10 protein-coding genes are annotated in these 22,557 nt (G+C 67.4%); 4 read left to right on the forward strand and 6 right to left on the reverse strand.

Annotated elements, in window-relative coordinates; all coding sequences use genetic code 11:
• Positions 1-4: 4 nt before the first annotated feature.
• On the reverse strand, positions 5-1,207 hold the full coding sequence (locus DFR72_RS30445) for a serine/threonine-protein kinase (RefSeq protein ID WP_170176457.1): 1,203 nt from the start codon (positions 1,205-1,207) through the stop codon (positions 5-7).
• 171 nt (positions 1,208-1,378) lie between these two features.
• On the opposite strand from DFR72_RS30445, the gene DFR72_RS30450 reads away from it, so the two are divergent.
• From DFR72_RS30450 to DFR72_RS30465, 4 genes are read left to right on the forward strand one after another with little or no spacing between them, the layout of a single operon-like run.
• Positions 1,379-3,037 (forward strand): PD-(D/E)XK nuclease family protein, encoded by a 1,659-nt coding sequence (locus DFR72_RS30450; protein WP_143086861.1) that lies wholly within the window; start codon positions 1,379-1,381, stop codon positions 3,035-3,037.
• Positions 3,034-4,182 (forward strand): pPIWI_RE_Y domain-containing protein, encoded by a 1,149-nt coding sequence (locus DFR72_RS30455; protein ID WP_143086862.1) that lies wholly within the window; start codon positions 3,034-3,036, stop codon positions 4,180-4,182. Before DFR72_RS30450 ends, DFR72_RS30455 begins: the two co-directional genes overlap by 4 nt.
• Before the next feature lie 22 nt (positions 4,183-4,204).
• Positions 4,205-7,759: a pPIWI_RE_Z domain-containing protein gene (locus DFR72_RS30460; protein WP_170176458.1), complete on the forward strand. Its 3,555-nt coding sequence runs from the start codon at positions 4,205-4,207 to the stop codon at positions 7,757-7,759.
• Between the two features lie 27 nt (positions 7,760-7,786).
• Complete coding sequence (locus DFR72_RS30465; RefSeq protein WP_090069458.1) at positions 7,787-10,624, forward strand: pPIWI_RE module domain-containing protein; 2,838 nt, start codon at positions 7,787-7,789, stop codon at positions 10,622-10,624.
• A gap of 435 nt (positions 10,625-11,059) precedes the next feature.
• Here DFR72_RS30465 and DFR72_RS30470 read toward each other — a convergent pair whose 3' ends face one another.
• The 5 genes from DFR72_RS30470 to DFR72_RS30495 all read right to left on the reverse strand — a co-directional run bounded on the left by DFR72_RS30470 (position 11,060) and on the right by DFR72_RS30495 (position 22,409).
• The gene (locus DFR72_RS30470; protein ID WP_211335585.1) at positions 11,060-12,232 is read right to left on the reverse strand and encodes an IS110 family RNA-guided transposase; all 1,173 of its coding nucleotides are present in this window, start codon (positions 12,230-12,232) and stop codon (positions 11,060-11,062) included.
• A gap of 444 nt (positions 12,233-12,676) precedes the next feature.
• On the reverse strand, positions 12,677-14,779 hold the full coding sequence (locus DFR72_RS30480) for a DEAD/DEAH box helicase (RefSeq protein WP_090069461.1): 2,103 nt from the start codon (positions 14,777-14,779) through the stop codon (positions 12,677-12,679).
• Complete coding sequence (brxD, locus tag DFR72_RS30485) at positions 14,772-16,091, reverse strand: BREX system ATP-binding protein BrxD (protein WP_090069463.1); 1,320 nt, start codon at positions 16,089-16,091, stop codon at positions 14,772-14,774. The genes DFR72_RS30480 and brxD overlap by 8 nt, the downstream gene beginning before the upstream one ends.
• Positions 16,091-18,751: a BREX-2 system phosphatase PglZ gene (gene pglZ, locus DFR72_RS30490; RefSeq protein WP_170176460.1), complete on the reverse strand. Its 2,661-nt coding sequence runs from the start codon at positions 18,749-18,751 to the stop codon at positions 16,091-16,093. Before pglZ ends, brxD begins: the two co-directional genes overlap by 1 nt.
• On the reverse strand, positions 18,738-22,409 hold the full coding sequence (locus DFR72_RS30495) for a BREX-2 system ATPase PglY family protein (protein WP_090069466.1): 3,672 nt from the start codon (positions 22,407-22,409) through the stop codon (positions 18,738-18,740). Before DFR72_RS30495 ends, pglZ begins: the two co-directional genes overlap by 14 nt.
• Positions 22,410-22,557: the final 148 nt, after the last annotated feature.

Here is a 22,557-nt window from a genome sequence, read left to right on the forward strand (position 1 = left end):
GCGACTAGGTCTCCCGCCGCCCCTCGTCGGCGGCGAGCCGTGCGATGTCCGCCTGAGCGAGCCTGAGCCGCACGACCAGCGAGTCGAGCGCCCCGAAGGCGTCATCTGCCTGTGCCACAAGGCGTTCGATGTCGCGGAGAGCGCCGGTCGGATCTCCGTTGGCGGCCTTCTTCCTGGCGAGGCGTTCCCTCTCGTCGGCCTCGGAGCGGCTGACGAAGGACTGCGGCGCACGGGCACGGCGGCTGTTCGGTGACCTGCGGGACTGCGGCCGGGGTGCCGCCGGAGCCTCTGCGGGCCGTACCTCCTCCGGGAGGCGGTACTTGAGGGTCGGGTCGGGAATGAGTGCGGGCACCGGTGCAGAGTCGCCGGGACGGGGCAGGAACGGCTGAAGCCGCTCGATCACCTCCCGTGCGCTGGAGGGACGGTCCTCCGGGGACTTCTTCAGCAGCTGCATCACGAGGCGTTCGAGTTCGGCTGGAACCTCTCTCCCGTGCACCTCGAACGGCGGGGGCGGGTCATTCAGGTGCTGCTCGGGGACACCCCGGCCGTGGTCGCCCTCGGTGAACGGCGGCTGTCCCGCGATCAGCAGGTACAGCACGCAGCCAAGGGTATAGAGGTCTGTCCGTTCGGTGATCGTGCTGCCCCACATCTGCTCCGGAGGCATGTATCCGGTGGTGCCGATGGACACGCCCTTGGCGGTGAACTTGGTGGCGTCGGGGCGGAGGGATTTGGCGATACCGAAGTCGATCAGGTGCGCCACTCCGCTGTGGGACAGGAGGACGTTGTTCGGCTTCAGGTCGCGGTGCACGACCCCGGCCGCGTGCGCGGCGTCCAGCGCTTCGCCGATCTCCACTCCGATCGCGGCCGCGGCCACGATGGGGATCGGGTTGTAGTCCTTGGTGAACTGGTCCAGAGTCTTGCCGTTGATGAGCTGCATGACCAGGTAGGGCTGGCCGTTGTGCACACCGGTCGCGTACCCCAACGGGATGTTTGGGTGGCGCAGTTCGCAGAGGATCTTCGCCTCGCGTGCGAACCGAAGCCTCAGCACTTCCCCGTCCTCCGGGTCGCGGTCGTCCAGCCGAGGCGTCTTGATCACCACGTCGCGCTGCTCGACCTCGTCCCAGGCCCGGAAAGCGTCTGCCTGTCCGCCGTTGCCGAGCTTTGTCGTCAGCAGGTAGCGGTTCGCCACCAGCTCGCCCTCTTTCACCACATGACCTTTCGACGACGTTCGGGGTCGAATGCCCCAGCAGGCCGATTCATTGCGGCTGCCATGCTGTAGTTGACACACATCATTGCATATATGCGTGCGTTGACTTCGTACACAGGCGCTAGCATGCGCGACGAACTGTCACTTTGCGCATCCGAGGAGGTGAATCAGATGGCTCGTTGGGGTTCGCCGTTGGACGACCCCGCGTTCGTCCGGGTAGGACTCCCCGCGACCAGGACCGGGAAGTGGAGCTGCCCGGCCGCCGTCGCGGCGAAGTCCAGGCCCGGTGTGCCCGGTGGTGCGGGTGCGGTGCGGGGCAAGGTTCAGGACTTCCTGTTCGAGCCGTTGATGGCCGCCCTTGATCTCGTCGAGCACCGAGGATGGAGTCAGGAGCGGGTTGTCGAGGAGCTGTGGCGGTCACGGGGGAGACTCGCCGGGCTGGTGCGGAAACCATCACACGATGGGCTGATCTCGTGGACGGAGACGGCGCTCGGCCGGTACCTGGAGGCACGCGAAGAAGATCAGCTCGCCCGTGCCGGGTGTCCGACTCTGCCCGTCACGCAGGTCTGGGTGGCGCGCTGGGAGTCGAACGGGACGTACCACGAGCAGACCTGCTGGGGGCGGCGCTACGCGTCGGCCGACGGCACGTACCGGGAGATCTGGCTGCTCGGCGCCGGCGGGCCGAACGAGACGAGGCCCGCCGCCGAGCTCGCTGCGGCCGCGTACACGGCGGCCTTCGGGGATCCGTGTGCGAACGCCTACGGGAAGCGGCACTTCCCGGTGCGCGGCTTGCCGGACACGGCCTACGCGCGCCCCGGCACCGTGCGGGTGGTGGCCGCGGGCTGCGGGACCGGCACCTTCGCGCAGCTGCTGGAGTGGGGCTCCGGCGAAGCGCGCGAGCGGTACCGGTCCGACGCCGGACCGGTTCTGGCGCGGGCGATCGCGGGCACCCGGCGCGTGCCCGGCGCCGACTGCGTGTCGTGCAAGCTCCTGCCGGAGTGCGAGGCCGTGCGTCGCGCCTCGTTGCTGCCTGACGTCGAACGGGGAAGAACGCCCCGGCGCACCGTGTCCGTGAGCGACCTGCGCGCGCACAACACTTGCGCGAGCCAGTACCACCTGACCAGGCAACTGAACTTGAGATCGGCGGATGTGGCCGAGAACGTCCACGTCCTGCGCGGCCGAGCTGTGGACGCGTGGCTGAACGAACGTCACAGTGCCGAGCCGAGGCGCCGGTGCCGGGTCGACGACCGGCCCGGGAACCCTGAGCGGTGGTCGGCGGGACCGTTCCGCGTCGAGGGGGAGGCGGCCGCGGCGGGGGCACGGATGCTGGCTCAGCACGCCGCCGTGTGCCCGCTCGACTCGTCCGGCGAGGAGCGGGCCGAAGTGCAACGTCAGGTCGCCGTCTACGATCCCGGGCTCGAACTCGTGTTCATCGCGACTCCCGACCTCCTGCACACCCGGTCGGGACGGTGGGTGTGGCGGGAGACCAAGACCGCGAAGAGCCGGTTGTGGGAGGGCAGATCACTCCTGCGCCAGTACCCCCAGCTGGCGCTGGCCGTCCTGTTCTTCGACGCGGGGGTCTTCGGCCAGGCACGGGGCTCCAGAGTGGAACTGGAGCTCCTCCACGACGACAGCTGCGCCCTCGAGGAGATCGATCCCTGTCAGGACGCGGTCGTGGCCGAGTCCCGGGAGGTGATCGGGGAACTCGTCGGACGCTGGCTGGTCGACGACACCTACGCGGCGGTGCCCGGTGACGCCTGCGGCGGCTGCGACGCGCGTACCTGGTGCGGCCCCGGCCGCGACTTCTTCGGCGAAAGTGGTGGCAGATGAGAGGAGAGGACGTGCGGGACTGGGACAGCCACGCCGGCGTTCCCCTGTTGCGCGGTGTTGTCCGAGGGGTGCTCGACCTCGCCGAGCTCGATGATCTCCACGCCTTCAGGCTGCCCTATCCGCCAGAGGCACAACGTGCTCTTAACGAGATCACGTTGTGCTGTCTCGTGCGCGGGGCACGACCACCCCGCAGTCTTCCGGACTTCCTGTCGTGGTGCCGCGAACGCCCTGTGGAGGACTGGCCGATCGAGCTTCCGCCGGACGCGGTGGCACCCGGCCAGTACCTGATCGACGACGAGTCGTCGCACCCGACCACGTTCTGCTACGAATGGGCGATGGAGGGGCCGGACAGCTCCGTGCGCGAGGAGGTGTACGGGCTGATCCAGACCGCGGCGGAGCTCAGCGCGCAGGCCGCTCTCCCCGAGTCCTACCCCGCGTTCCGGCGCCTGCTGGTGGAACAGCCGGTCATCGACCAGGCTGGACTGTTCAGGATCGCCACCGACCAGTTCCTCGACCCGGTGCGAGACCTCGTCGGCTCCGTCTTCCGCCAGACGTCGGACACCTACCTGTGCCACGGGGCGTACACGCCGTGCCGCCGTTGCGCGATGTTGCTCACGCCGATGCCGGACGGGGGCTGGTGGTGCGAGAACGACGCCTGCCGCCGGCTGGGGGCGCCGTTGCCGGGTAAGCCTCTGGTGGCTGAACAAGCAGGAGTCGTGCACCACCTCGACCGAGCGCTGCGGCAGTTCGTCACCGGCCCCGGCCGAGTGGTGCTGGAACTCGAGGCGCGGTTGCGCGCGCTGGGTATCGAAACCGAGCTGTGGCCGGTCCGCGAGGCCTGCGACGTGATGGTCGTCCTGCCGGACGGACACGTCTGGACGATCGAGGTCAAGGATCACGCCAATCCGGCTCTGCTGGGCAGGCTGGCCGAGAGGGAGCGCGCGCGGTCCTCGCGTGGCGAGGACTTCTGGGTGGTGCCGAATTACCGTGTGGAGCAGTGCCCTGGGTACGTCGCCACGTTCGAGCGCTACAGCTCCGAGAACGCCGGGGGGTTGAGGCTGCTCACCGACGACGACCTCGTCAAGGCGTTGACGCGCAGGGTGAACAGGCGCGCACGGCGGCAGGGCGGGGAAAACGTTGCGTAGCCAGAACTCGTGGTGCGGTGAGATGATCGACGCACTGCCCGCGGACCTGGGCAACCGGTTGCTGCTGTGCCAGGTCGAGCTCGGACTGCGCCTACTGGAACGCCTCGATGCTTCTGTTCCCGTGACAGGAGCGTGGACGCTGTTCAGCGGTTACCCCTTCGCGCGGGCTCGCGGACTGGCAGAGGGACCGGACTCCGAGTGGATGCTGAACTGCGCCAGGCATCGGCTGTGGCCGCTTCGCCGACGTCGCTTCTGGACGATGGCGTTGCACACGTACGCCACTGTGCCGCAACGGTTCCGTGCCTACAGGATCGATGTCGACTCCGGGCACGCGAAGAGGATCGAACCTACCGTTCTTCCTCACCGTTTCGACGTGTACGACGACGCGCTGACGTCGTTGCCCGGATTCTCGACGGTGAAACCCGTGTGGGCCAAGCCCGGCACCTACCGGCTCTTCGACCGGCGGCGCCTCACGTCGGTCCACGTCCCCGGCGAGCTTTGCTCGGACGACGTTCCCGTGGGGCACGATCTGGCCACCCCTACCACGACGAACGGCAGCCCTGTGGACATCCCGCTCTGCGAGCTCGCCACCGTCGCCCGGTGGATGGACGAGAAGGAAGAGGAGCTCGGCCTCGGCAGCGGCAGCTGGGTGAAGCGGCTGGCCGCGCTCCGGCTGGACCGGAGAACCCCGGGCGGTGACGACTTCCGCGCTCACGACGTGCTCCGGCTCGATCGCCTGCTGCACCTGGTCGGCATGGTCGGCGCCGGCAAGAGCACCTTGATGACGTTGGTAGCGGTCTGGGCTGTGCGGCAGGGAATGCACATCACGCTCGTCGTCGGTGACGTGGCCGAGCAGCTTCGGCTCACCACCTTGTTCCGCGACCTGCTCGGAGAACACACGGCGGCTCCGATCCTCGGCAACACCACCCGTGAGCAGCACGCGCAGCGTCTGCACCGCCGGCTCGCGGCGAGAGGCGCGCCGTCGCTCTTCGACCACCACGACGAGCCCGCGTTCGACGAGCTGGGCACCGCCTGCCCGCTGGACGGGTTGCGCGACAGCCGCCCGGCCCTGCCGCTGCGGTTCATCGACGCGCCGTGCAACGCCTTGTACGGCGAGAAACCGGCGCCCTCGCTCGCGACGTCCGGCGCTGAGCTGCCGTACTCCCGACGCCACCGCCGCCTGAGCCCCCAGGAAGAGGATCAGGACGAGGACCTCGGCCCTGTCCGTTGCTGTCCACTGTGGAACCGGTGTCCCCGACACCAGCCCTCCCGCACCGCGGTGGACGCGCCGATCTGGATCGCAAATCCCGCGAGCCTGGTCCAGAGCCCGGTGCCCAAGCAGCTCAACCCCGAGAGCCTGCGTCAACTCGAGCTCGCCTGCCTGCGCAGCGACATCGTGATCGTGGACGAGGCCGATCGGGTCATGATGAACCTCGACACGATGTTCGCGCCCTCGGCGACGCTCGTCTCCAAGGGGCCCGAGTCGTGGCTCGACCAGCTGCACACCCACAAGATCCACGAACTTGCGCGAGAAGGCCGGCTCCAGCTCTCGGAACCCGACGTCGTCAGGTGGGAGGCGGCACTGACCGTCGTCAGCGGCGCCACCAACCGCATCTATCAGATGCTGATCTCTGACGCGGACCTGCGCCACTGGGTGGACATCGACAACTTCAGCTCGTTGTCGCTGCAGGGAAAGCTGCTGGCCGAGTGGTACCCGGCACCGGAAACGTCCACTCAGGACACAGTTGCCTGTGAGGAAGAGGTGTACGAATACGATGACCCCGGTGACCTGGACGATCCGGACGTGCGGATGCCGGAGTGCGCTCCCTGGGACGAACGGCGAGCCGAGGTCAGGGCGCTCCTCGACCGCTTCGCGGATGATCCGCTGGGTGATCACGGACCGTACGGTGATGACGCGGAGAAACTCGTCGCGGCGATTCACGACTTGCTGAACACGTACAACCAGCGAGGGACGCGACGACGCGTGCACACCGTTCTCGAACTGCTCCTGGAAGGGTCGCCGGTCGCGCGTGACGCGGACTGGTCTGACCGGGCGGCCAAGAGACTTGAGTTCTCCCTGCTGGTCGCGGCGCTGGAGCAGCGCCTGGACCGGCTCACCTACCTGTGGCCCCAGGTCGAGGCGAGTCTCCGGCTCGACCCTGTGAACAACGAGCTCGTGCGCCGCCCGCCGCTGGACTACGCCCCTCTCGTGCCGGAGTCCCCGATGGGCAACGTCCTCGGATTCCAGTACTTGCCCGACGAGCGGGCGTCCGCTGCGGATCCCCAGGGCAGAGTGACCGGCACGCTCCGGTTCTTCCGCTGTGCCGGGGTGGGCAGGGAGTTGTTGTTGTCGTTGCCGGACATCGGAGGTGACCGCGCCCTGTCGAGGTCCGGGCCGCACGTCCTGCTCATGTCGGGGACCAGCTGGGCAGGCACGTCGACCCGCGCCCACGTGCTCGCACCTGTCGGCGCTGTGCTGAAGCCTGCCGAAGAGGCGCTCGACGCGGTGAGGAAGACGGTGTTCTCCACCTGTTTTCTCTACGACCGCCACCACAAGCCGATCAGCTTGTCCGGGCAGGACCCTTCCACCCGGCCGGCGGTGCTGCGCGAGATGATCGACAAGCTGGCGCGGCGCAAGCCCAGCGGGGAGCAGGCGCCCCTCGAGTCCGAGCTCGGCAGGGTCAGGGATCCAGACCGGCGGAGGGCGTTGCTGCTGGTCGGCAGCTACCGGGAAGCACGCGCCGCCGCGGAGCAGCTCAACGACATGAGCCGGTGGGCAGGCCGTGTCCGGTTGCTGATCGCTGACGACGCCGAGCTGGAGCACGCGCTCAGCGGCGCTGTGTCCGAACCCGCGCCGCTCGTCGGCACACTCCGTCGCGGTGACGTCGAGTCGCTAGCCGATGACGACGAAGCGGAGGTGCTCGTCGCGCCCTTGATGGCGGTGGAGCGCGGGCACAACATCCTCAACAACAAGCGCCAGGCGGCGTTCGGCACTGTGCTGTTCCTGGCGCGGCCGCATCCCCGTCCGGACGACCTGTCGCTGTCCATCTTCGCGATCAACGACTGGGTCACCAGACTCGTCAGGGGTCGGCGGGCACCGGATTCCCGCACCCGCTCGGCTTTCGACGACCTGGTGACGGGCGCGAGCGACCTCGACCACGCCGGCCGGGTGTTCCGGCGTGAAGCGCGCGCGGAATGGGGAAGGTTGCTCGCCCGGAGGTACAGCTACTCGGCGCTGACAACGGCCGAGCGGCGATCGTTCGCCTGGGACCAGCTCGTCACCATCTGGCAGGTCATCGGCAGACTCGTCCGCGGAGGCGTCCCCGCCAGGGTCGTCTTCGTCGACGCCAAGTTCGCGCCGCGTGCTGCGGCCGCGATGGCACCCGTGCCGGCTCGGTCGAGGCGGGCGGACACGGCGAGGTCCAGTCTCCTGGTCAACCTGCGCGAGATCCTCGCGCCGTACTTCGATTCCAGCGCGGACCGCACGGAGTTCGCCGATCCTGCCGACGCCGTCCTGGTGCGCATGCTCTACCAGCCCTTGTACGACGCGCTGTGCGGAATGAAGGAACTTCGATGAGCCGCCCCCTTCTGCTGAGGCTCGTCCATGGGCTTTGAGTACTCGACCATCAGGCAGGCGGCCTATGTGCCGGTGCGGCCCTTGAGCGCGTCCTTTCGCGCGTTGCCCTTCCCCGAGGAGTTCCTCGGCGGCGTCCTCGACCTGTGCAACGCGGGAGTCCACAAAGGACGTGAGCCGTTCCGCAGGGTTCCGACCAGGAGGTTCGACGACCTCCTGCAGGGACTGGCGGCTGACGTCGTGGTGATGAGCCGTCCGGCGGAGCTCGATCCGGAGAAGGACCACTGGCTGTACGTGCCCTCCGAGTCGCCTGACCCGCTGCCGGACGACGTGCTGCACCGGCTGTTCGGAGTGTGGTTGTCGGATCTGAGGCCAGAGAACGAACACCGGCCGAGAGTCCGAGAGGTGCTGGCCGGGCTGGACGCCCGGCCTTCGCGGTGGCGGGACGTCGCGATCTCCCTGCTCGACACCGAAAGTTCGCCAGGAGGGACGTCCCGGCCGGACGAGCGGCAGTTCCAGCTCGTCAGCGATCACTTCGCCCGTCGGGTCCAGGCTCTCGGGCCGTACGACACGGGCGCGGGCGTGCTGCACTTCCACGCGGTGGCGCGGGGGCCGCGTGGCCGTGGCGCCGAGCTGATGTCGCAACCCCTCCCGTTCGTCGAACGGGGCAAGGAGTGGTGGTTCTCGGTGAAGATCGGCATCACGATCCACACCGTGCCGTTCTCACCGTGCTTCCGGGTGCACGTCCACACAGGGCTGCGGCGATGGCTCACCCGTCCCAGCGCGAAGACCGGCCGCGTCTGGCTGCCCTCGGACAGCGACACCTCGGTGTACCTGCGCCCGGTGGTGCCCTGGTTGCCGGGCGCGCCGAGCAGCGATCGCTACACGGTGGCGAGACTGACCTGGGATCGCGCGGAGCGCCGGCACCAGTGGCGTCACGGTGACGCGGCAGGCATGCTCCGGCGGCTGTCGCTGAGCCGCCCGTTCCCCGACGTGGACCAGTTGCTGACCAAACCCACCAGCTGGCTCGGGACCTCGAACACCACGCGCGCTCTTGTCGTCCACAGCGCCCGGACAGGCGAGCACGGCGTGGGCTCCGGGCTGATGTCCCACCAGCGCTCGCAGCTCGTCGAGTGGCTCGAGCAGGCGTTCGCCCCGGAGCTGGAACGGGTGCCCGATCTGACCCGCAGTCGGTTGGCACCGAACACGGTAGCCGCTGCGCGCACCGAGCAAGGAGATCTCGCGGCCGACTTGGACGCCACGGCCCGCAGAACGGCGCTCGCCAGGGCGAGCCAGCCGCCGGTGGGAATCGGAGAAGAAAAGAGCTCGCTCGAACTCAGGTTGTTGTGGCAGACCGCGGAGATGAGGGACGCGGCCACGGCTGCGCTCATCGGGCTGCTGGGTCTGCCCGGTGACGGTGGTGCGGGGGAACTGCCGGCGGATGCGTACGAGACAGGGGGCCCTGGGCACCCGGTGATCCTCAGCTGGCACACCGATGAGCTCGTGATTCGCCTGCGGTGCCTCAAACTCGTCGGTGGTCTTGCCGAGTCGCTCGGTGTGTCGGCGATGCCGGGACCGAAGGCCGCAGCGCTCGCAGTGGGCCTGCGGACCCGGCGCGCGGCCGTCGCCAAGTTCCTCGCGGGGGACGGGGCGAGCACTGCCGCCCCACCGAGTCTCGCCCTCGTCGAGATCGATCGTCGTGAGGACTTCCCGGCGGCGCGCGAAGATCCGAAGTTCGCCGTCCGGCTCGGTTGTGCCGACGCGGGCGTCGTCACGCAGTTCGTCGTGGTGCCCAAGACCGTGAGGGGCTACAACTCGGCCAAGAACATCGGCCACCGGGCACGGTCGGCCTGGGAGGACGGCCTGCGCCAGCTGGGTGTGCGAGTGGTGCCGCGACACACCCTCGGCGACAAGGTGCCCGCAGACTTGCAGTACCTGGGCCTGTGGATGGTTACCCGCCGCAGGGACAGCCGGACGGGCCTGTCGCGCAGGCTCGCCGTCGCGGTTCTCGTGAGGCCGGACCGAGCGCGGACCGGCGGGGTGTCGTTGCTGGGGTGGGACGACGAAGCGCACGACGGAGTGGGGGCATGGGTGCCCTACTCCCAGCTGATGCTGCGACTCACCCGGCTCGCTGAGGTCGCGGCGGACGATTTCGAGGAGACGAGCACCGGCAAGCCGAGCTGGAGCGTGCGCCGCAGGAGCGAGCAGGAGCAGCGCCAGGAGACCTCGCGATTCCTGCAGAAGCTCCTGTACTCCACAGAGGTGAGGCGCTGCCCCACCGTGTTGCTCTGCCATTCGCAGAACGTCCGCGGGCAGTGGCCGTGGCTTCAGGACGGTGTGATGATCCGCGATCTCGTGCGAACCGGTCACGCTCCGCCCGCGAGCCTCAACGACTCGCTCCGCGTGGTCAGGGTGCGCACCGGTGAGGGGGGCGAGACACCGCAGTGGTGGGGAACCGGAAGCCCGAAGGGGGTCAACGGTCTTCCCGCCGGGTTCTGGGTTCCGGCCGGCGCGGATCGCGTGTTCTACAGCACCACCGAGAAGGCGGGCACCTTCAAAGCCTCGGCGGTGGAAGCGGACAAGCTCGCCCCGCGTCCCCTGCGGGCCGGACCGCGCAAAGGAATGCCCACAGTGGACACTGGTGTTCCCGCCTGGAACCCCACCCTGGTCGAGATAGTTGTGCAGGGATGCCATCCTGACCAAGGCGATGATCCCGAGGCGCTTGCGTTCGCGGTGCACCAGCAACGACAGGCGCCCGACTACACCGACGCGCTGCGGTTGCCATTGCCGTTGCACCTCGCCAAACTCGCTCAGGAGTACGTACTGCCCACCGCCGCGGAGCACGAGGACGACCAGGCTGAACGATAAAGAGCGGTCTCCGTCGCTGGACAATGCGCGTGGACACGTGACTCGGTTGACGGGCAGAGGTTTTTGAGAGAGCTGCCCGGACTCGCCGACAAGGTCGCGGCTGTTTCGGATCCGGTGCACAGCTGATATGTAGTGCTGGTTTGTCAAGAGGCAGGGTGAGGCGCCCGTCCTGATTGCTCGGGGCGGGCGCCTCGTGGCTTCGTTGATCGGGCCTGGGTGAGCGTGTCGTTGGCGACGCGCGGTCAGACTGATATGCGCGGGTTGGATACCGCAGGACGGGATGTTCGGCAGGAGCGGGCCGCGTGTCTAGAGTCGAGCGTCGCACTGTCCATTATGGAATCTGTTGTGGACTGTGTTACTCATAGCTGTATCGCGGGTCGCTCCACGCGCTGCTACCCAGACGTGATGATCGACGAAGCCAGGTCGCGAGGGCTGTTACTGCTGCATGACGGCCAGGGACCAGCACCAGCCGGCCAGTTCGCGGGCGACGGCGACGTTGGCGATCACCGGGCGTTTGCGGCGCAGGTTGAAGTTGATCCAGCGGTCGTGCAGCCGCCGGTTACCAGCGTCGCCGCGGGCTCGGGCGGCCGGCGGTGCGAGTTCCCATCGGTCACGCAGGGTCTTGCCGGTCACATAGCGGGCGCGGTGGTGCCAGGCGGCTTCGACCAGGAGCCGCCGCACGTGGGTGTTGCCGGTCTTGGTGATCGGGCCCTGCGTCCGCGACGCCCCCGAGGAATACTCGCTGGGCACTAGGCCTACGAACGAGCCGATGGTCTTGCCGGTGAACCGGTGCCTGTCGCCGATCTCGACCGCCAGGGCGAACCCGGTCAGCGTCGAGACACCTCGCAGGCAGCCCAGCCGCCGCACGAGCGGGGTGAACTCGCTGTCGGCGGCCATGGCCGCGATCGCCGCGTCGAGCCGGTCTCGACGGGCTTTGACCGTGAGCACCGCGTCGTAGTCGGATTCGAACGCCATCCGCACCGCCGGGCTGGTGAACCGCTGACGGCGTAGCCAGGCGTCGTGCACGCCGGTCCAGGCTTGCCCATCTGGGTAGACAATGCCGTGGCGCAGCAACAGTTTCGACAGCCGATGCCGAACCCGCATCAGATCGCCACGGCAGTCCTCACGAGCCCGCACCAGATCCCGCGCGGCTTCCTGAGCCACACTGGGCACCGATACCGGCGCGACCTCGTCCAACCGCAGCAACCGCGCCCGATGGACGGCGTCCTTGGCGTCGGTCTTGACCCGATCACCCGACTGTCGCTGCAACTTCGACGGCGCCGCCACCACACACCGAACACCCGCCTGCGTCAGCGCCCGATACAACCCGAACCCCGTCGGGCCGGCTACGTAGGCCACCGCGACCGGCCCCGACAACTCGGCCAGCCACGATCGAATGTGATCATGCGATGGGCTCAGCCTCGCCTGGACCAACACGCCGCTTACCCCGTCGATCGCTGCCGCCGCGACCGATCGTGCGTGCACATCCAGGCCAACACTCGTACGCTCGATAACACCGGGGCCTCCCACAACTGTCGGAAAGGCCGAGCAGGCAGCCCCTGCCCGGCAACCCACGAATTTTGTGAGCGAGGCCAGGCCCGCAACCACTCACCTCAAGCGGTCACGTCATACCGTCTAGGTCGACTAGGCTGGTCAAGGCGGTTCGGTCGAGAGAGTTCGCTGGCGCCGTGACCGCAGATGCATCGGCCGCAGCTCGTTGTTGATCGATATGCCACCCTCTTGATATGGGTGTGCTGGACGGTCCGGGCCACCGGCCGAGGCCTGTAGTCGTCACGCGCGAGCTGGCGAAGATGACGATCTTCGGCCAGCGTGGATCCTTGACGAGCCCCACCAGCAGTTTGACGAGTGCGTCGCGTTTGGTGTCGTGTGATCGCGTCACAAGCGAGGTGGCGGAGGTGGCCCAGTCCTCCTGACGGGGTTCACCGGACGGCCACGCCGGTGCCTGTCGCGAACCACGGTCGTGATCGGCATCGCCTGGAGTCACCCTCTGAGTGACTACGACAGGCAACGCGCTGTCAACGATTCAACGGTTCAGTGAGCGTCGTCTTGGATGAAGGTACGTGGTTCCTGGAGAACCGCGCGCATGCTCGAAAAGTCGGCGAGCCGCTCAGCCACTGTGGCACGCGCGAGGTCGTCAGGGAGCGCGGATGCGAACTTCAGCCCCTCAACAGCACTCTCGTTTACCTCCGGCAGCTCTTCTCGCAGCGGGCCTGTAAGCGCGTTCTTGACGTCGCTGAAGCTCATGTCGGAGAAAAGGCGGACCGCGTTGTCTCCGACACGCTGTCGCCGATCGACGAGACCTGGAACTGACGCATGCAGTGTCTGGTTGGCGGCTGATCCCGCCCACGTCCACCAGTGCAGGTCACCGTTAGGGGACCGTGAGATGACTGTTCCGTCGGCAACGACATGACTGCTGTGCAGTTCACGCAGTTCACTGAGCGCCGTCACTGCTCGACGGGTCAGCGCGACACCATCGGGGGACGTCCCGAGCAGCACCGTCCTCATACCGCGCGTGATTGCGAAGGAGAGACCACGGCCGCCTCCGCCCCAACGCGCTCGGCCAGGCAGGTCGCTCGGCTCGACGAAGCAGCGCCTGCGCTTCCAGTCGACGTGGTTGACCTTCCAGGCGCGGCCAGCCAGTAGGAGTACCCGTGGCCCTTCCACCTCGACCAGAAGTGCGTCGTCACCGATTTGGCCGATCTCCTCCTTGCCGAACAGAACCAGAAACTCGGGCGCCGCGGTGAACACCGCGGTGAGATCGGAGAAGTACCTGCGGCCGAATCTCCGTTCGGCCTCTGGGCCGATGAAGGCGAGGTCGCCGTCGCGGTCCAGGAACCCGTTGGTTAGCAGGTGCTCCATGATCTCCGTCGAGTCTGGCCCGAACAACGGAAGGCCGCCCCAGCTCTCCCGCCACGTTCTCACTCCGACGGTCTTCTGTTGCAACGCCAGCGCGAGAATCTGCTGAGCGACGATGTGCCTGGGCGCCGCAGGTGCCGTGATCGGTTCGACCCACCCTTGAGCCCATCTGGTGAGCAGGCCGGCCGCGTGCAGGACGGCTTCTTGTTTCAGACACAGGAACAGGCAGTTGCGGTTGCTGCCGGCTCTTCGGCCGGTCCGACCGATCCGCTGTAGGAAGGACGCAACGGTCTGAGGGGCGTCGATCTGGATGACTCGGTCGAGGTCGCCGACGTCGATGCCGAGCTCGAGCGTTGAGGTGGCGACGATCACGCAGTCCCGTGCCTCGCTGAAGGCCTCCTCGGAACGTTTTCGTTCGGCAGCCGAAAGCGACGAGTGCGAGAGGAACGTGGTTACGTCGTTCGCACGCAACGCGGCGCCGAGTTCCTCAGCTCGGCGGCGGCTGTCGACGAAGACCAGTCGTTTCTCGCCGCGATGCAGCGCTGTGATGACTTTCGCCGCGTTGTCGATGGTGCCCACATGATCGAGGCTGATGTCGGTGGTCACCGCGCCGGTTGCCTGAGGAGCCACGACCCGGCGAGGCCGACCGCTGTTGCTGCCCTGCAGCCATGCCAGGAGCTCGTCGGGGTTACCTACAGTCGCGGAGAGACCGATGCGCTGCAGCTCTCGCCCAGCGACCTGTGACAGCCGTTCCAGCACGGCCAGCAGGTGCCACCCGCGGTCGTCCCCGGCGAAGGCGTGCACCTCGTCCACCACCACCGTGCGGATGTCTTGGAACGTGTGCCTCGTGTCGATGTTGGCCGATACGAGCATGGCTTCGAGTGATTCCGGTGTGGTGAGCAGAATGTCGGGTCGTTCCCGAAGGATCCGGCGGCGCTGGGCTTGTCCCACGTCGCCGTGCCACACGTCCGCGCTTCTGCCCAGCCATGCCGCGTAGGAGTTCAGTCGCGGCGCTAGGTTGTTGAGCAGTGCGCGCAAGGGGCACACGTACAACACCGAGATTCCGGTCCAGCCATCCGCGGCCATCCTGGACAGAACAGGAAAGGCTGCCGCCTCTGTTTTTCCACCGGCGGTCGGAGCCAGCAGCAGACAGTCGACCCCGTCGAGCACCGGCTCGACGGCTGCGCCTTGCAGTGGTCGCAGACCGGGCCACTGCAAGGTGTTCACCACGTGATGCTGCACAGCGGGATGGAGTGCGGCCAGCCCGATGTCAGACATCGAGATCGATGTCATCCGGGCTGACCGCGGCCGCCTCACGTTCAGCGTTTGTGAGCTCGCCGCGGTCGATGGTCAACGCGTAGTCCTTGAGCGGGTTGAAATCCTGGTACTGCTCAACGGTGTCCAGCACATTCAGGACGAGCTTGCGCAGGAAGAGCCGCGGCGCGACACCGACCTTGCCTCCCAGCCCGCCGGCCACGGCGGCCGCGAAGGTCTTGAGGTACTGGTCGTCGACCAGGGTTCTCACTCGATCCGCTGCGGGAGAGCCTGATGCGTACAGGTCCCGCACCCGGCCACCGAGTTCGACGAGCCGGTCGATAGTGAACCCGGTCAGCCGGATCTGGGGCGCGCGAGGATTGTCGAACCGGGTGTCCGCCGTGAAATCGGTGTGCAGCCGTCCCGCGAGTGGAGGAAGCAGCTGAACGCCCTGGCGTCCATCGAAGAACGCGGGCGTGCCGGTGACAAGTAGGTACAGGCCTGGGAATCTGCCTTTGTCCACCTCGTCGATGAGCTGCCGCAGCGCGTTGAGCGCTTTGGCCCTGGCGTCGCTGCGTACCCGCTGAAGGGTCTCCACCTCGTCGAGCACCAGGAGAAGCCCCGGATGCCCGGCGTCCCTGAGCACGGTCAGCAGGCCTTGCAGGAACCCCAACGCTTGGAAGTGGTCGATGTCGCCTTTCACGCCGGCGGCACGCTTGGCTCCCGCTGCTACGTGCGGCTGGCCCGCCAGCCATGCGGCCAGACCATCGGCTGTTTCCTGGTCACCGTCTGCCACCGCCTTGCGGTAGCCGCGCAGCCCGGCCGAGTAGCCAGGTGTCGTACGGGCGATCTCTCCGAGGCGAAGTTCGAGCAACGCGTCCACCGCGGCGCCAAGCTGTCCAGCGTCGGCGCCGTCCACTTCACCTTCGGCGAGAACGTCCTCCTCCAGCGCGAACATCCAGCTGTCGAGCACCGCGCGGAAAGCACTAGGTGGACTCACTGCTGTCGTCAGGTTCTCGCAGAGCCGTCGATACACCGTTTCCAAGCGGTGCAGGGGCGTCTCGGTCTCCGAGATCTGTACCTCGCTCACCGCCATGCCAGCAGCCTTGGCGCGCTCGGCGAGCCACCTTGCGAGGAAAGTCTTGCCTGCGCCGTATTCCCCGCGGACAGCCTTGAACTCCGCGCCGCCGGACGAACAGGATGACAGCTCTTCGTCGAACGTAGGGGCGATTCGTTCGAGGCCGACCGCGAACAGGTCGAGCCCGGTCTCCGGAACCGTGCCACGGCGCAGAGCCGCCAGCACTGCACGCCGGCGCGCTGGGCTGATCACTCCCATCAGCCCTCCTTCGGGAACTGCTCGTTGAGCAACTTCTCGTTGATCAGAACCGTGCGCCCGTTGTCGATCAGGTCGACGACCGGGAACTGGTCGATGTTCAGTACGCGTCCCAGCGCGGCCACCAGACCCCTGGGGTTGCGGCCAGGAGTTCCCGCGGCCTGCAGCACGTCCGCGACAGGTAGCCGACCGCCTGCGACCAGTACCGCGTCCACGACGCTGGCGAACACCTCAGGTTTGAGCACCCGATTCGCAGGCTGTCCCTTGTGTGTGTTGACGAACGTCTCCGAGGCGACGAGCTGCGCGCCACGCGAGAGCAGCGGCCCGTCGGCCGCGAACAGGTCCGGCTGATCGACAGAGGGTTTCCGTGTGCCACGTTTGCTCGGCTTGGCCACAACGGGACGCTTTACTGGTGCGGCTGTCCGTCCTGTCCACCAATCCGGTGCGCCGAGCGAGTTGACGGCCCAGCCGTCCAGCTCATCCATACCGGGTGGGAGCAGGACGACGAGTGGGATGGCAACCTCCGCGAGGGCTGCACCACCGTGATAGCCGTGAGTCCGCGGGCCGTAACGAACGGTCTCGCTCGTTGCGAGCACCGCTGATCCACCGGGGACCAGCACTCGGCGTCCCGACAACAGGACTTCGTCCGAGCCGATGTCTCCGCCGGGCAGACGCCACCGCGCACCGCCTGTGCTGTCAGGCCGGTGGTTCGATCCGTGCTCGAGCACATGGCCGTGATCGCTGGTCATGACCACGACCCAGCCGTTTTCGGCGGCCCGGCCGAGAAGCTGAGGAAGACCGGCGACGTGCTCGTACTGCCACGCCGGCTCATCAGCCTGCCTGCCTCGGCTCAAGGCGTCGTCCACCGTGTTAAGTACGACGGCCATGACCTGAGGTTCCTTGCGCGGAACGAACTCCGCGTCGATCTCCGCTCCGAGGTCACGCCCGTCGGAGCCGCCGAGCCCCGCCTTGTGCACCAGAACGGCGCGGGTCCGAGGTGGCCAGAACGTGTGTTTCGGGAACGCCCGTTGCTCGTCGTCCTGCGTCCCACTCACCAACGAGGCTGTCAGCAGAGATGTTCTGCTGTAGGCGGTCTCGGTCGGAAACGCGGCCAGGACCGCTTCACGGCCTCCGTCTGCCGACCGCACGACCTCGGTCCAGCCGAGCCGCCGGTTGTCCGCGATCGAGTTCACGATCTCGGTAGCCGCGGAACCGGACATGCCATCGATCACGATCAGCAGAACCTTGTGGTTGCGCACGAGCGGCGCGACGATCTTGGGCAGGAAGTCCTCGACCGCACAAACGTCGTCCGGGACGGTTTGTGCGACTTCGGGAAGTCCTCGCACAAACTGCTGATCGAGCGTGGCACGGCGTGCCCCTGCCTTCTTCGAGATCGCGCCGAGTGCCTGTGCCACCACGGAATTGGACGATCCCCGGCGCACCTGTCCGAGCTCAGCGTCCACCCAGGAGAGTTCTCGGGCGTGTGCGCGCAACGCTGCAGCGGGGTTGAGCGATTCCGGGGATGGCGTCGACAGCCAGCGACGCAGTCGCACAGCGGCTCGTAGCCGCCGGACGTGAGCTACCTCGCCGGCTGCCAGGTGATGATCGTCCACAACGGACAGGGCGGACTCGTCGAGGCTCTCCGCGGCGAGCTCCAGCCGTGCCGTGAACCCGCTTGGCAGAACACGGCTCTGATGGGCTTGGGCGACACCGTTGAGCTGAGCCAGCAGTGTGTCCGCGTACCTGATCTGCTGCCACAGGTGATCTGTGACGGCGTGGGTGACTAGCTCCACGGCCTGCGCTCCCGCCGCCGCGAGATCGTTCCTGCCAGGCTCCTCGAAACCGAAGCGGGAATGAACAAAAGCACCGAACGCGTGTGCAGCCTTCGGGTCGTCCTCCGGACTGCGGGCCAGTACATCCGCGACCAGGAGCTCCGCGATGAGGTCCTCGCGCTTTGTCGCGAGCCGCAGCACCACCTCTGCCGCGCCACCGAGACGCTCGACGAGGTGCTCGGCGATACCAAACCGCTCGTCGTCGCCCAGGTCTCGCCACCGTGTCCGGGTTGCCACGTCGTCCAAAGCGGTGATCAAGCCGCCAAGGTCGAGCGTCGACGGCTCGACGGCGAACCGGTTCCGCACGACATGACCCAGCGCGACATCACGTCCGAAGGTGAGGCCGACCATGCTGGGCAGCTGACCGGAACGCGCGAGGTCGACCAGCGCGTCGACGAGCCACGCGTTGTCGCCGCCGCGCAGTTGCGGGTCGAGTTGCCTTGCCCGCAACAGGTCCTGGAGCAAGGTGTACTTGCTGACGTCATAGAGCCGCTCCCGGTGCATCCGCGCCATTACGTCGTCGCCCAGCTCACCCGCATCGCGGTCGGTCAGCACGACAAGAACGGTGTAGGTGTCGGAAGGTGGCGGTGCCTCCGCCAGCGCGTCGAGAACAGAGAGAACCGACGGGCAGGCTACGAAGCGAACTGGATGGCTGTGCAGGACGTCGTCGGCCGGTCCGGTCCACACCGGCTCGCCACGGGTGCGGATGCCGATCACCACGCGGCGGCCGACCGCGCTGCGGCTCGGCTCGCTGTCGATGGTCCTGATCACATCCCCGACCCGGCTGGTGACCGCGTTCTCGATAGCCGAGCCGAGCTCAGCCGCGGTCATCGGACGCCTCCACAACGCGGAACTGGACCTCGATGGTCGCATCCGGATTCTTCTCACCGAATGCCCGCAGCTCCGAGAGCACGTCGTTCAGGCGGCCCTTGGCCTGACCCGCGCTGCGCGACCGCGACGTGGGTGACGTACCAGTGGCTGGAGGTGCGGGCGGTGTCGGCGTCGGCGCCGGTCGGACCTGCTCGATGAGGCGCCGCTTCGCCGTGTCCAGTGCCTTGCGCATGCTCGATACGTGTTCGTTCGAGTTCGCGCTCTCCTGCAGGGCTTCCCTGATCGGCTCGGCGGCGGGGTTGTCGAGCCAGTCGAAGATCGCCCAGTCGGCGCCTCGCAACGCACTCGTCACCTCACGAGCGGTTTCGAGAGACTTGCTGAGGACGACGGGCTCCACGCCACCAAGATCGGCCTTCGCAAGGGTGGCCACCAGAGCTGTGGGGTCGTTCACCGTGTGCAATTCGATCAGCAGGTTGCTCGCGGCGACCGCGACCGGGTGGCGTCCGTTCGGCTTGTCGTGATCAAGCCCGAGGCGGGAGGAGTACTGGTCGAGCACCTCCACCAGTTCCACCGCGGGCAGCCGGAGCTCTTCGACCTTGCCGGTCAGCGCTCGGGCGAACCGCGCGACGGCACGGGGTGAGATCACGCTTGTCCGCAAATCCTTGCCCGTCAATGCGGCGGCTCGTTTGCAGGCGATGTCCCAGTCGTCAACCGAAGGCAGCTCCTGCCGGTAGAGCACCATGTCGTCAGTGACGGTGTCCGGCGTGTCGGGCGGGTCGATCCGGCGTTCGGCGCGCATCCAAGCGCGGTGGGTGAGTTCCGCGAACGTCGCGATGATCAGGTTCTCTACGCGGCGTTCCATGCCGAGATCACGCAGCCAGGCACGAACCGTTCGCACCAGCAGAGCCGCGTCCGCGAGGTCGGCCTGGGCAGCCTTGCGGTCCAGCTCGTTCGGCCAATGCCTGCTCAGCACGAACGGGCCGTTGTGCTCCTCACCGAGCCGGAGAGGGTGCGCGATGCGGCGCAACGCCTCACGGTCGGGCTTGTCCACCTCGGTCCGGCCTTCGGGGTCTTCCGCGGCCGCACGGACGTGCCGCAGCGTGGTGCGCAGGTCGGCATCGCGGACCACGTCACCCTTTCGCTGCGGGTCGAAGTCAGGGTGATCCGGGTAGGTCGCCGCATACAGCTGGTCCACCAGCGACCGCAGCGCGTCAGCGAACGGCCTGCCCGCGTCGAGCCTCGGGTTGACCGTGGCATCCAGACTGGCGAGGTGATCGTGCCAGTCTTGGACGATCTCTTCCTTCGGTCGTGCGACCAGGCCGTATGCGTTCTTCAACGCTTCCCGCAGCTCACTGCGCAACGATCCTTGGAGGTTGCGCAGCAGATCGCGGGCTCGCTGCCGGTCCTCGGCGCCGATGTTGAGGGTGTTCTTCTCCAGATGGTTGCGGTCCTGCAGCAGGTAGTCGACGCGGATCAGCCGGCTCAGTTTGTCGAGCACGTCCGCAGTGAAGAATCCCGGCAGCCAGGCGACCGCGGACCGGTTCCCCAGACGCTCCCGCAGCTTGAGCACCCGTGTCCGGTCATCGGCCGCGGAATGCGTCTCCGTGTCGAACGGGAAGTCGAGCAACAGCCGCCAGCGGTCCTCCTGCGACGGTTCGAAGACGTCGTCACGCAGGTCCTGCTGGTCGCGCACGTTGCCGTACACCAGTTCCAGCATGCGCCGGCTGCCTCGCCAGGCAACCGGGTGCTCGACCGGCATCGTGCCGGTGTCCTTGACCCCGAGCTCGTCGAACAGCAGCTCCCGCACCAGCTTGCGTCGTGACGCCGGATTGTCCAATGTGGTCACGCGTTCGAGGATCGCGTTGACGTTGACGCCGACGAGGTTCAACCGGACAGTCGGGTCGTTACCCTCGCCGACCTGCAGCTCGGCCACCCGGCTGGCCCAGCTGCGCAGCCTGCGCACCACCTCGCCGACCTCCTGGCCGGGAATGGGTGTGGTGATGGTGCCGTGGTTGAGCGCGGCGAGCCTGCGTGCGGTCAGGTCACGCAACGCCTCGACGTCCGGCGCGAGCGCCGCAAGCAACAACGTCTTGATCAACCTGTCGTCGCTGCGGAACGCCTGCAGCAGGCCTGGTTGCGCCTCGGAGTGGCCGGCGACCTGGTCCTCGCGCAGGTCCCGGTCACGCAGCAACATGGGCCGCAGAGTCCGCTGGTAGAGAGTGCGGGCCTCATCGAATTCGTGCTTGAGCTTCTCGGTGAACGGCTGGTCCGCCCCGTCCGCCACCGCGTCGAAGAGATCACCCAGCGGGACTAGCTGACCCAATTTGAACTCGTCGCGCCGGTTCACCAGAATCTGCCGCATCAGCAACAGGGCCGTGCGTTCACGCTGGAGCGCGGAAGATACGTGCACCAGGGTGTCCATGAACGCGGGACTGAACGGATACGTCCGTGCGAATCCATCGCCATCGCCCGTGCCGAGCAGAACGTCCCGGACCCAGCCTGGCAGCGCATTGGTGCGCTGGAACGCTTGGTTCAGCACCTCCGCCTTACCTGGCATCGGTTTGAGGACGCGTTCTTGCGCGATCAACGGCAGGTTTCGGTCTTCGAGGGTGATGCGCTCAATGCGGCCGTCCCAGTGGTTCAGCCGGTCGTGGAACGACTGCAGCTCCGCGCCTGTGCGTTCCGCACCGATGCCCAGTTCACGGAGGTCGCGCTGGCGAGCGATGAAACTGATGATCGGCGCGGGACGATTGGCGTCGCCCGCCTCGACCAGCTTCGCGACCTTCTCCGTCTCGCGGCTGATGAACGCCTGGTCGCCGATCTTTCCCGCGAGCCAGAGCACGAGTTCGTCCAGGAACAGAACGATGCCGTCGTAACCGAGCCCCTTGGCATGCTTGCTGATCGCGGACAGCCCCTGATCCAGCGGGATGAAAGCGTTCGCCGCACCACGGACCGAGTCGACGTAGCTCGGGAAGTACGACTCGATGACCTTCGCGATGAGCTCGTTGGACGCGTCGCTGTCGATCGGCGCGTCGAAGCCCTGGTCGAGCTTCTCGACCGTCATCGCCTGACCGAGGTCACCCCATGTCGCGTCGGCCTGCTTCGACAGGCCGGCGAGGAACTGTTCGTCGCCGAGCTTCTCGCGTAGTCCCCGCGCGTCGTCGAGGAGTCCCTGCGCGCGGTAGACCTGCGGAATCGTCTTGTCAGGGTGGTGCTGCCGGACGTGGTGCACGTAGCCGCCGAGGATGGCCGCCTCGAGGCTCTCCGACCCGGTGAGGTGATAGGGGATCAGCAGGAAGCGCCTGGTGCCGAGCCAGCTATGCCGAGCTGCCACATCACCGAAGTCGCGACGGTCCAGCGTCGCCTGGTGACCGTCGAGCATGGCGTGCAGCACGGCCATGAAGTGGCTCTTACCCGAACCGAACGAGCCGTGCAGGTAGGCGGCCTTCGAGCTGTGCTCCTCCGAGGCCGAGTTGATCAGGTCCAGCGCTTCGCCGAAGGCGACACGAAGCTGGGGCGTGACCACGTAGCTGCGCAAAGCCTCGTCACGCTTGGAGTCGACGCCCTCGGTGAGCTTGAGGACGAAGTCACCCCGGTGGACGCTGAGTGGGATGTCGATCAGTTCCCTGAGCAGCGGCGCTGTGCTCGGGCCGGCCATGGTCACGCTGTGAACCCCCTGGTTCGCGGTCTGTCAAAACCCACCGTAGTGGGCTGAGCGGATTCGATCAGGACTGCCTCGGCCGTTTGTCGGGGACGTGGCGCCCGGTGTTTCATCCACCGCTGCGATAGTGGCGTCGCTGTTCGTA

The organism is Lentzea flaviverrucosa (genome assembly GCF_003350445.1).
Classification (GTDB): Bacteria; Actinomycetota; Actinomycetes; order Mycobacteriales; family Pseudonocardiaceae; genus Lentzea; species Lentzea californiensis.

Excerpts from the sequence above, each read along its gene's own strand:
- DFR72_RS30450 (WP_143086861.1), top strand. The coding sequence starts at position 1,379 with ATGGCTCGTTGGGGTTCGCCGTTGGACGACCCCGCGTTCGTCCGGGTA.
- DFR72_RS30455 (WP_143086862.1), top strand. The coding sequence starts at position 3,034 with ATGAGAGGAGAGGACGTGCGGGACTGGGACAGCCACGCCGGCGTTCCC.
- pglZ (WP_170176460.1), bottom strand. The coding sequence starts at position 18,751 with ATGACCGCGGCTGAGCTCGGCTCGGCTATCGAGAACGCGGTCACCAGC.
- brxD (WP_090069463.1), bottom strand. The coding sequence starts at position 16,091 with ATGGGAGTGATCAGCCCAGCGCGCCGGCGTGCAGTGCTGGCGGCTCTG.
- DFR72_RS30460 (WP_170176458.1), top strand. The coding sequence starts at position 4,205 with ATGATCGACGCACTGCCCGCGGACCTGGGCAACCGGTTGCTGCTGTGC.
- DFR72_RS30480 (WP_090069461.1), bottom strand. The coding sequence starts at position 14,779 with ATGTCTGACATCGGGCTGGCCGCACTCCATCCCGCTGTGCAGCATCAC.
- DFR72_RS30465 (WP_090069458.1), top strand. The coding sequence starts at position 7,787 with ATGGGCTTTGAGTACTCGACCATCAGGCAGGCGGCCTATGTGCCGGTG.
- DFR72_RS30495 (WP_090069466.1), bottom strand. The coding sequence starts at position 22,409 with ATGGCCGGCCCGAGCACAGCGCCGCTGCTCAGGGAACTGATCGACATC.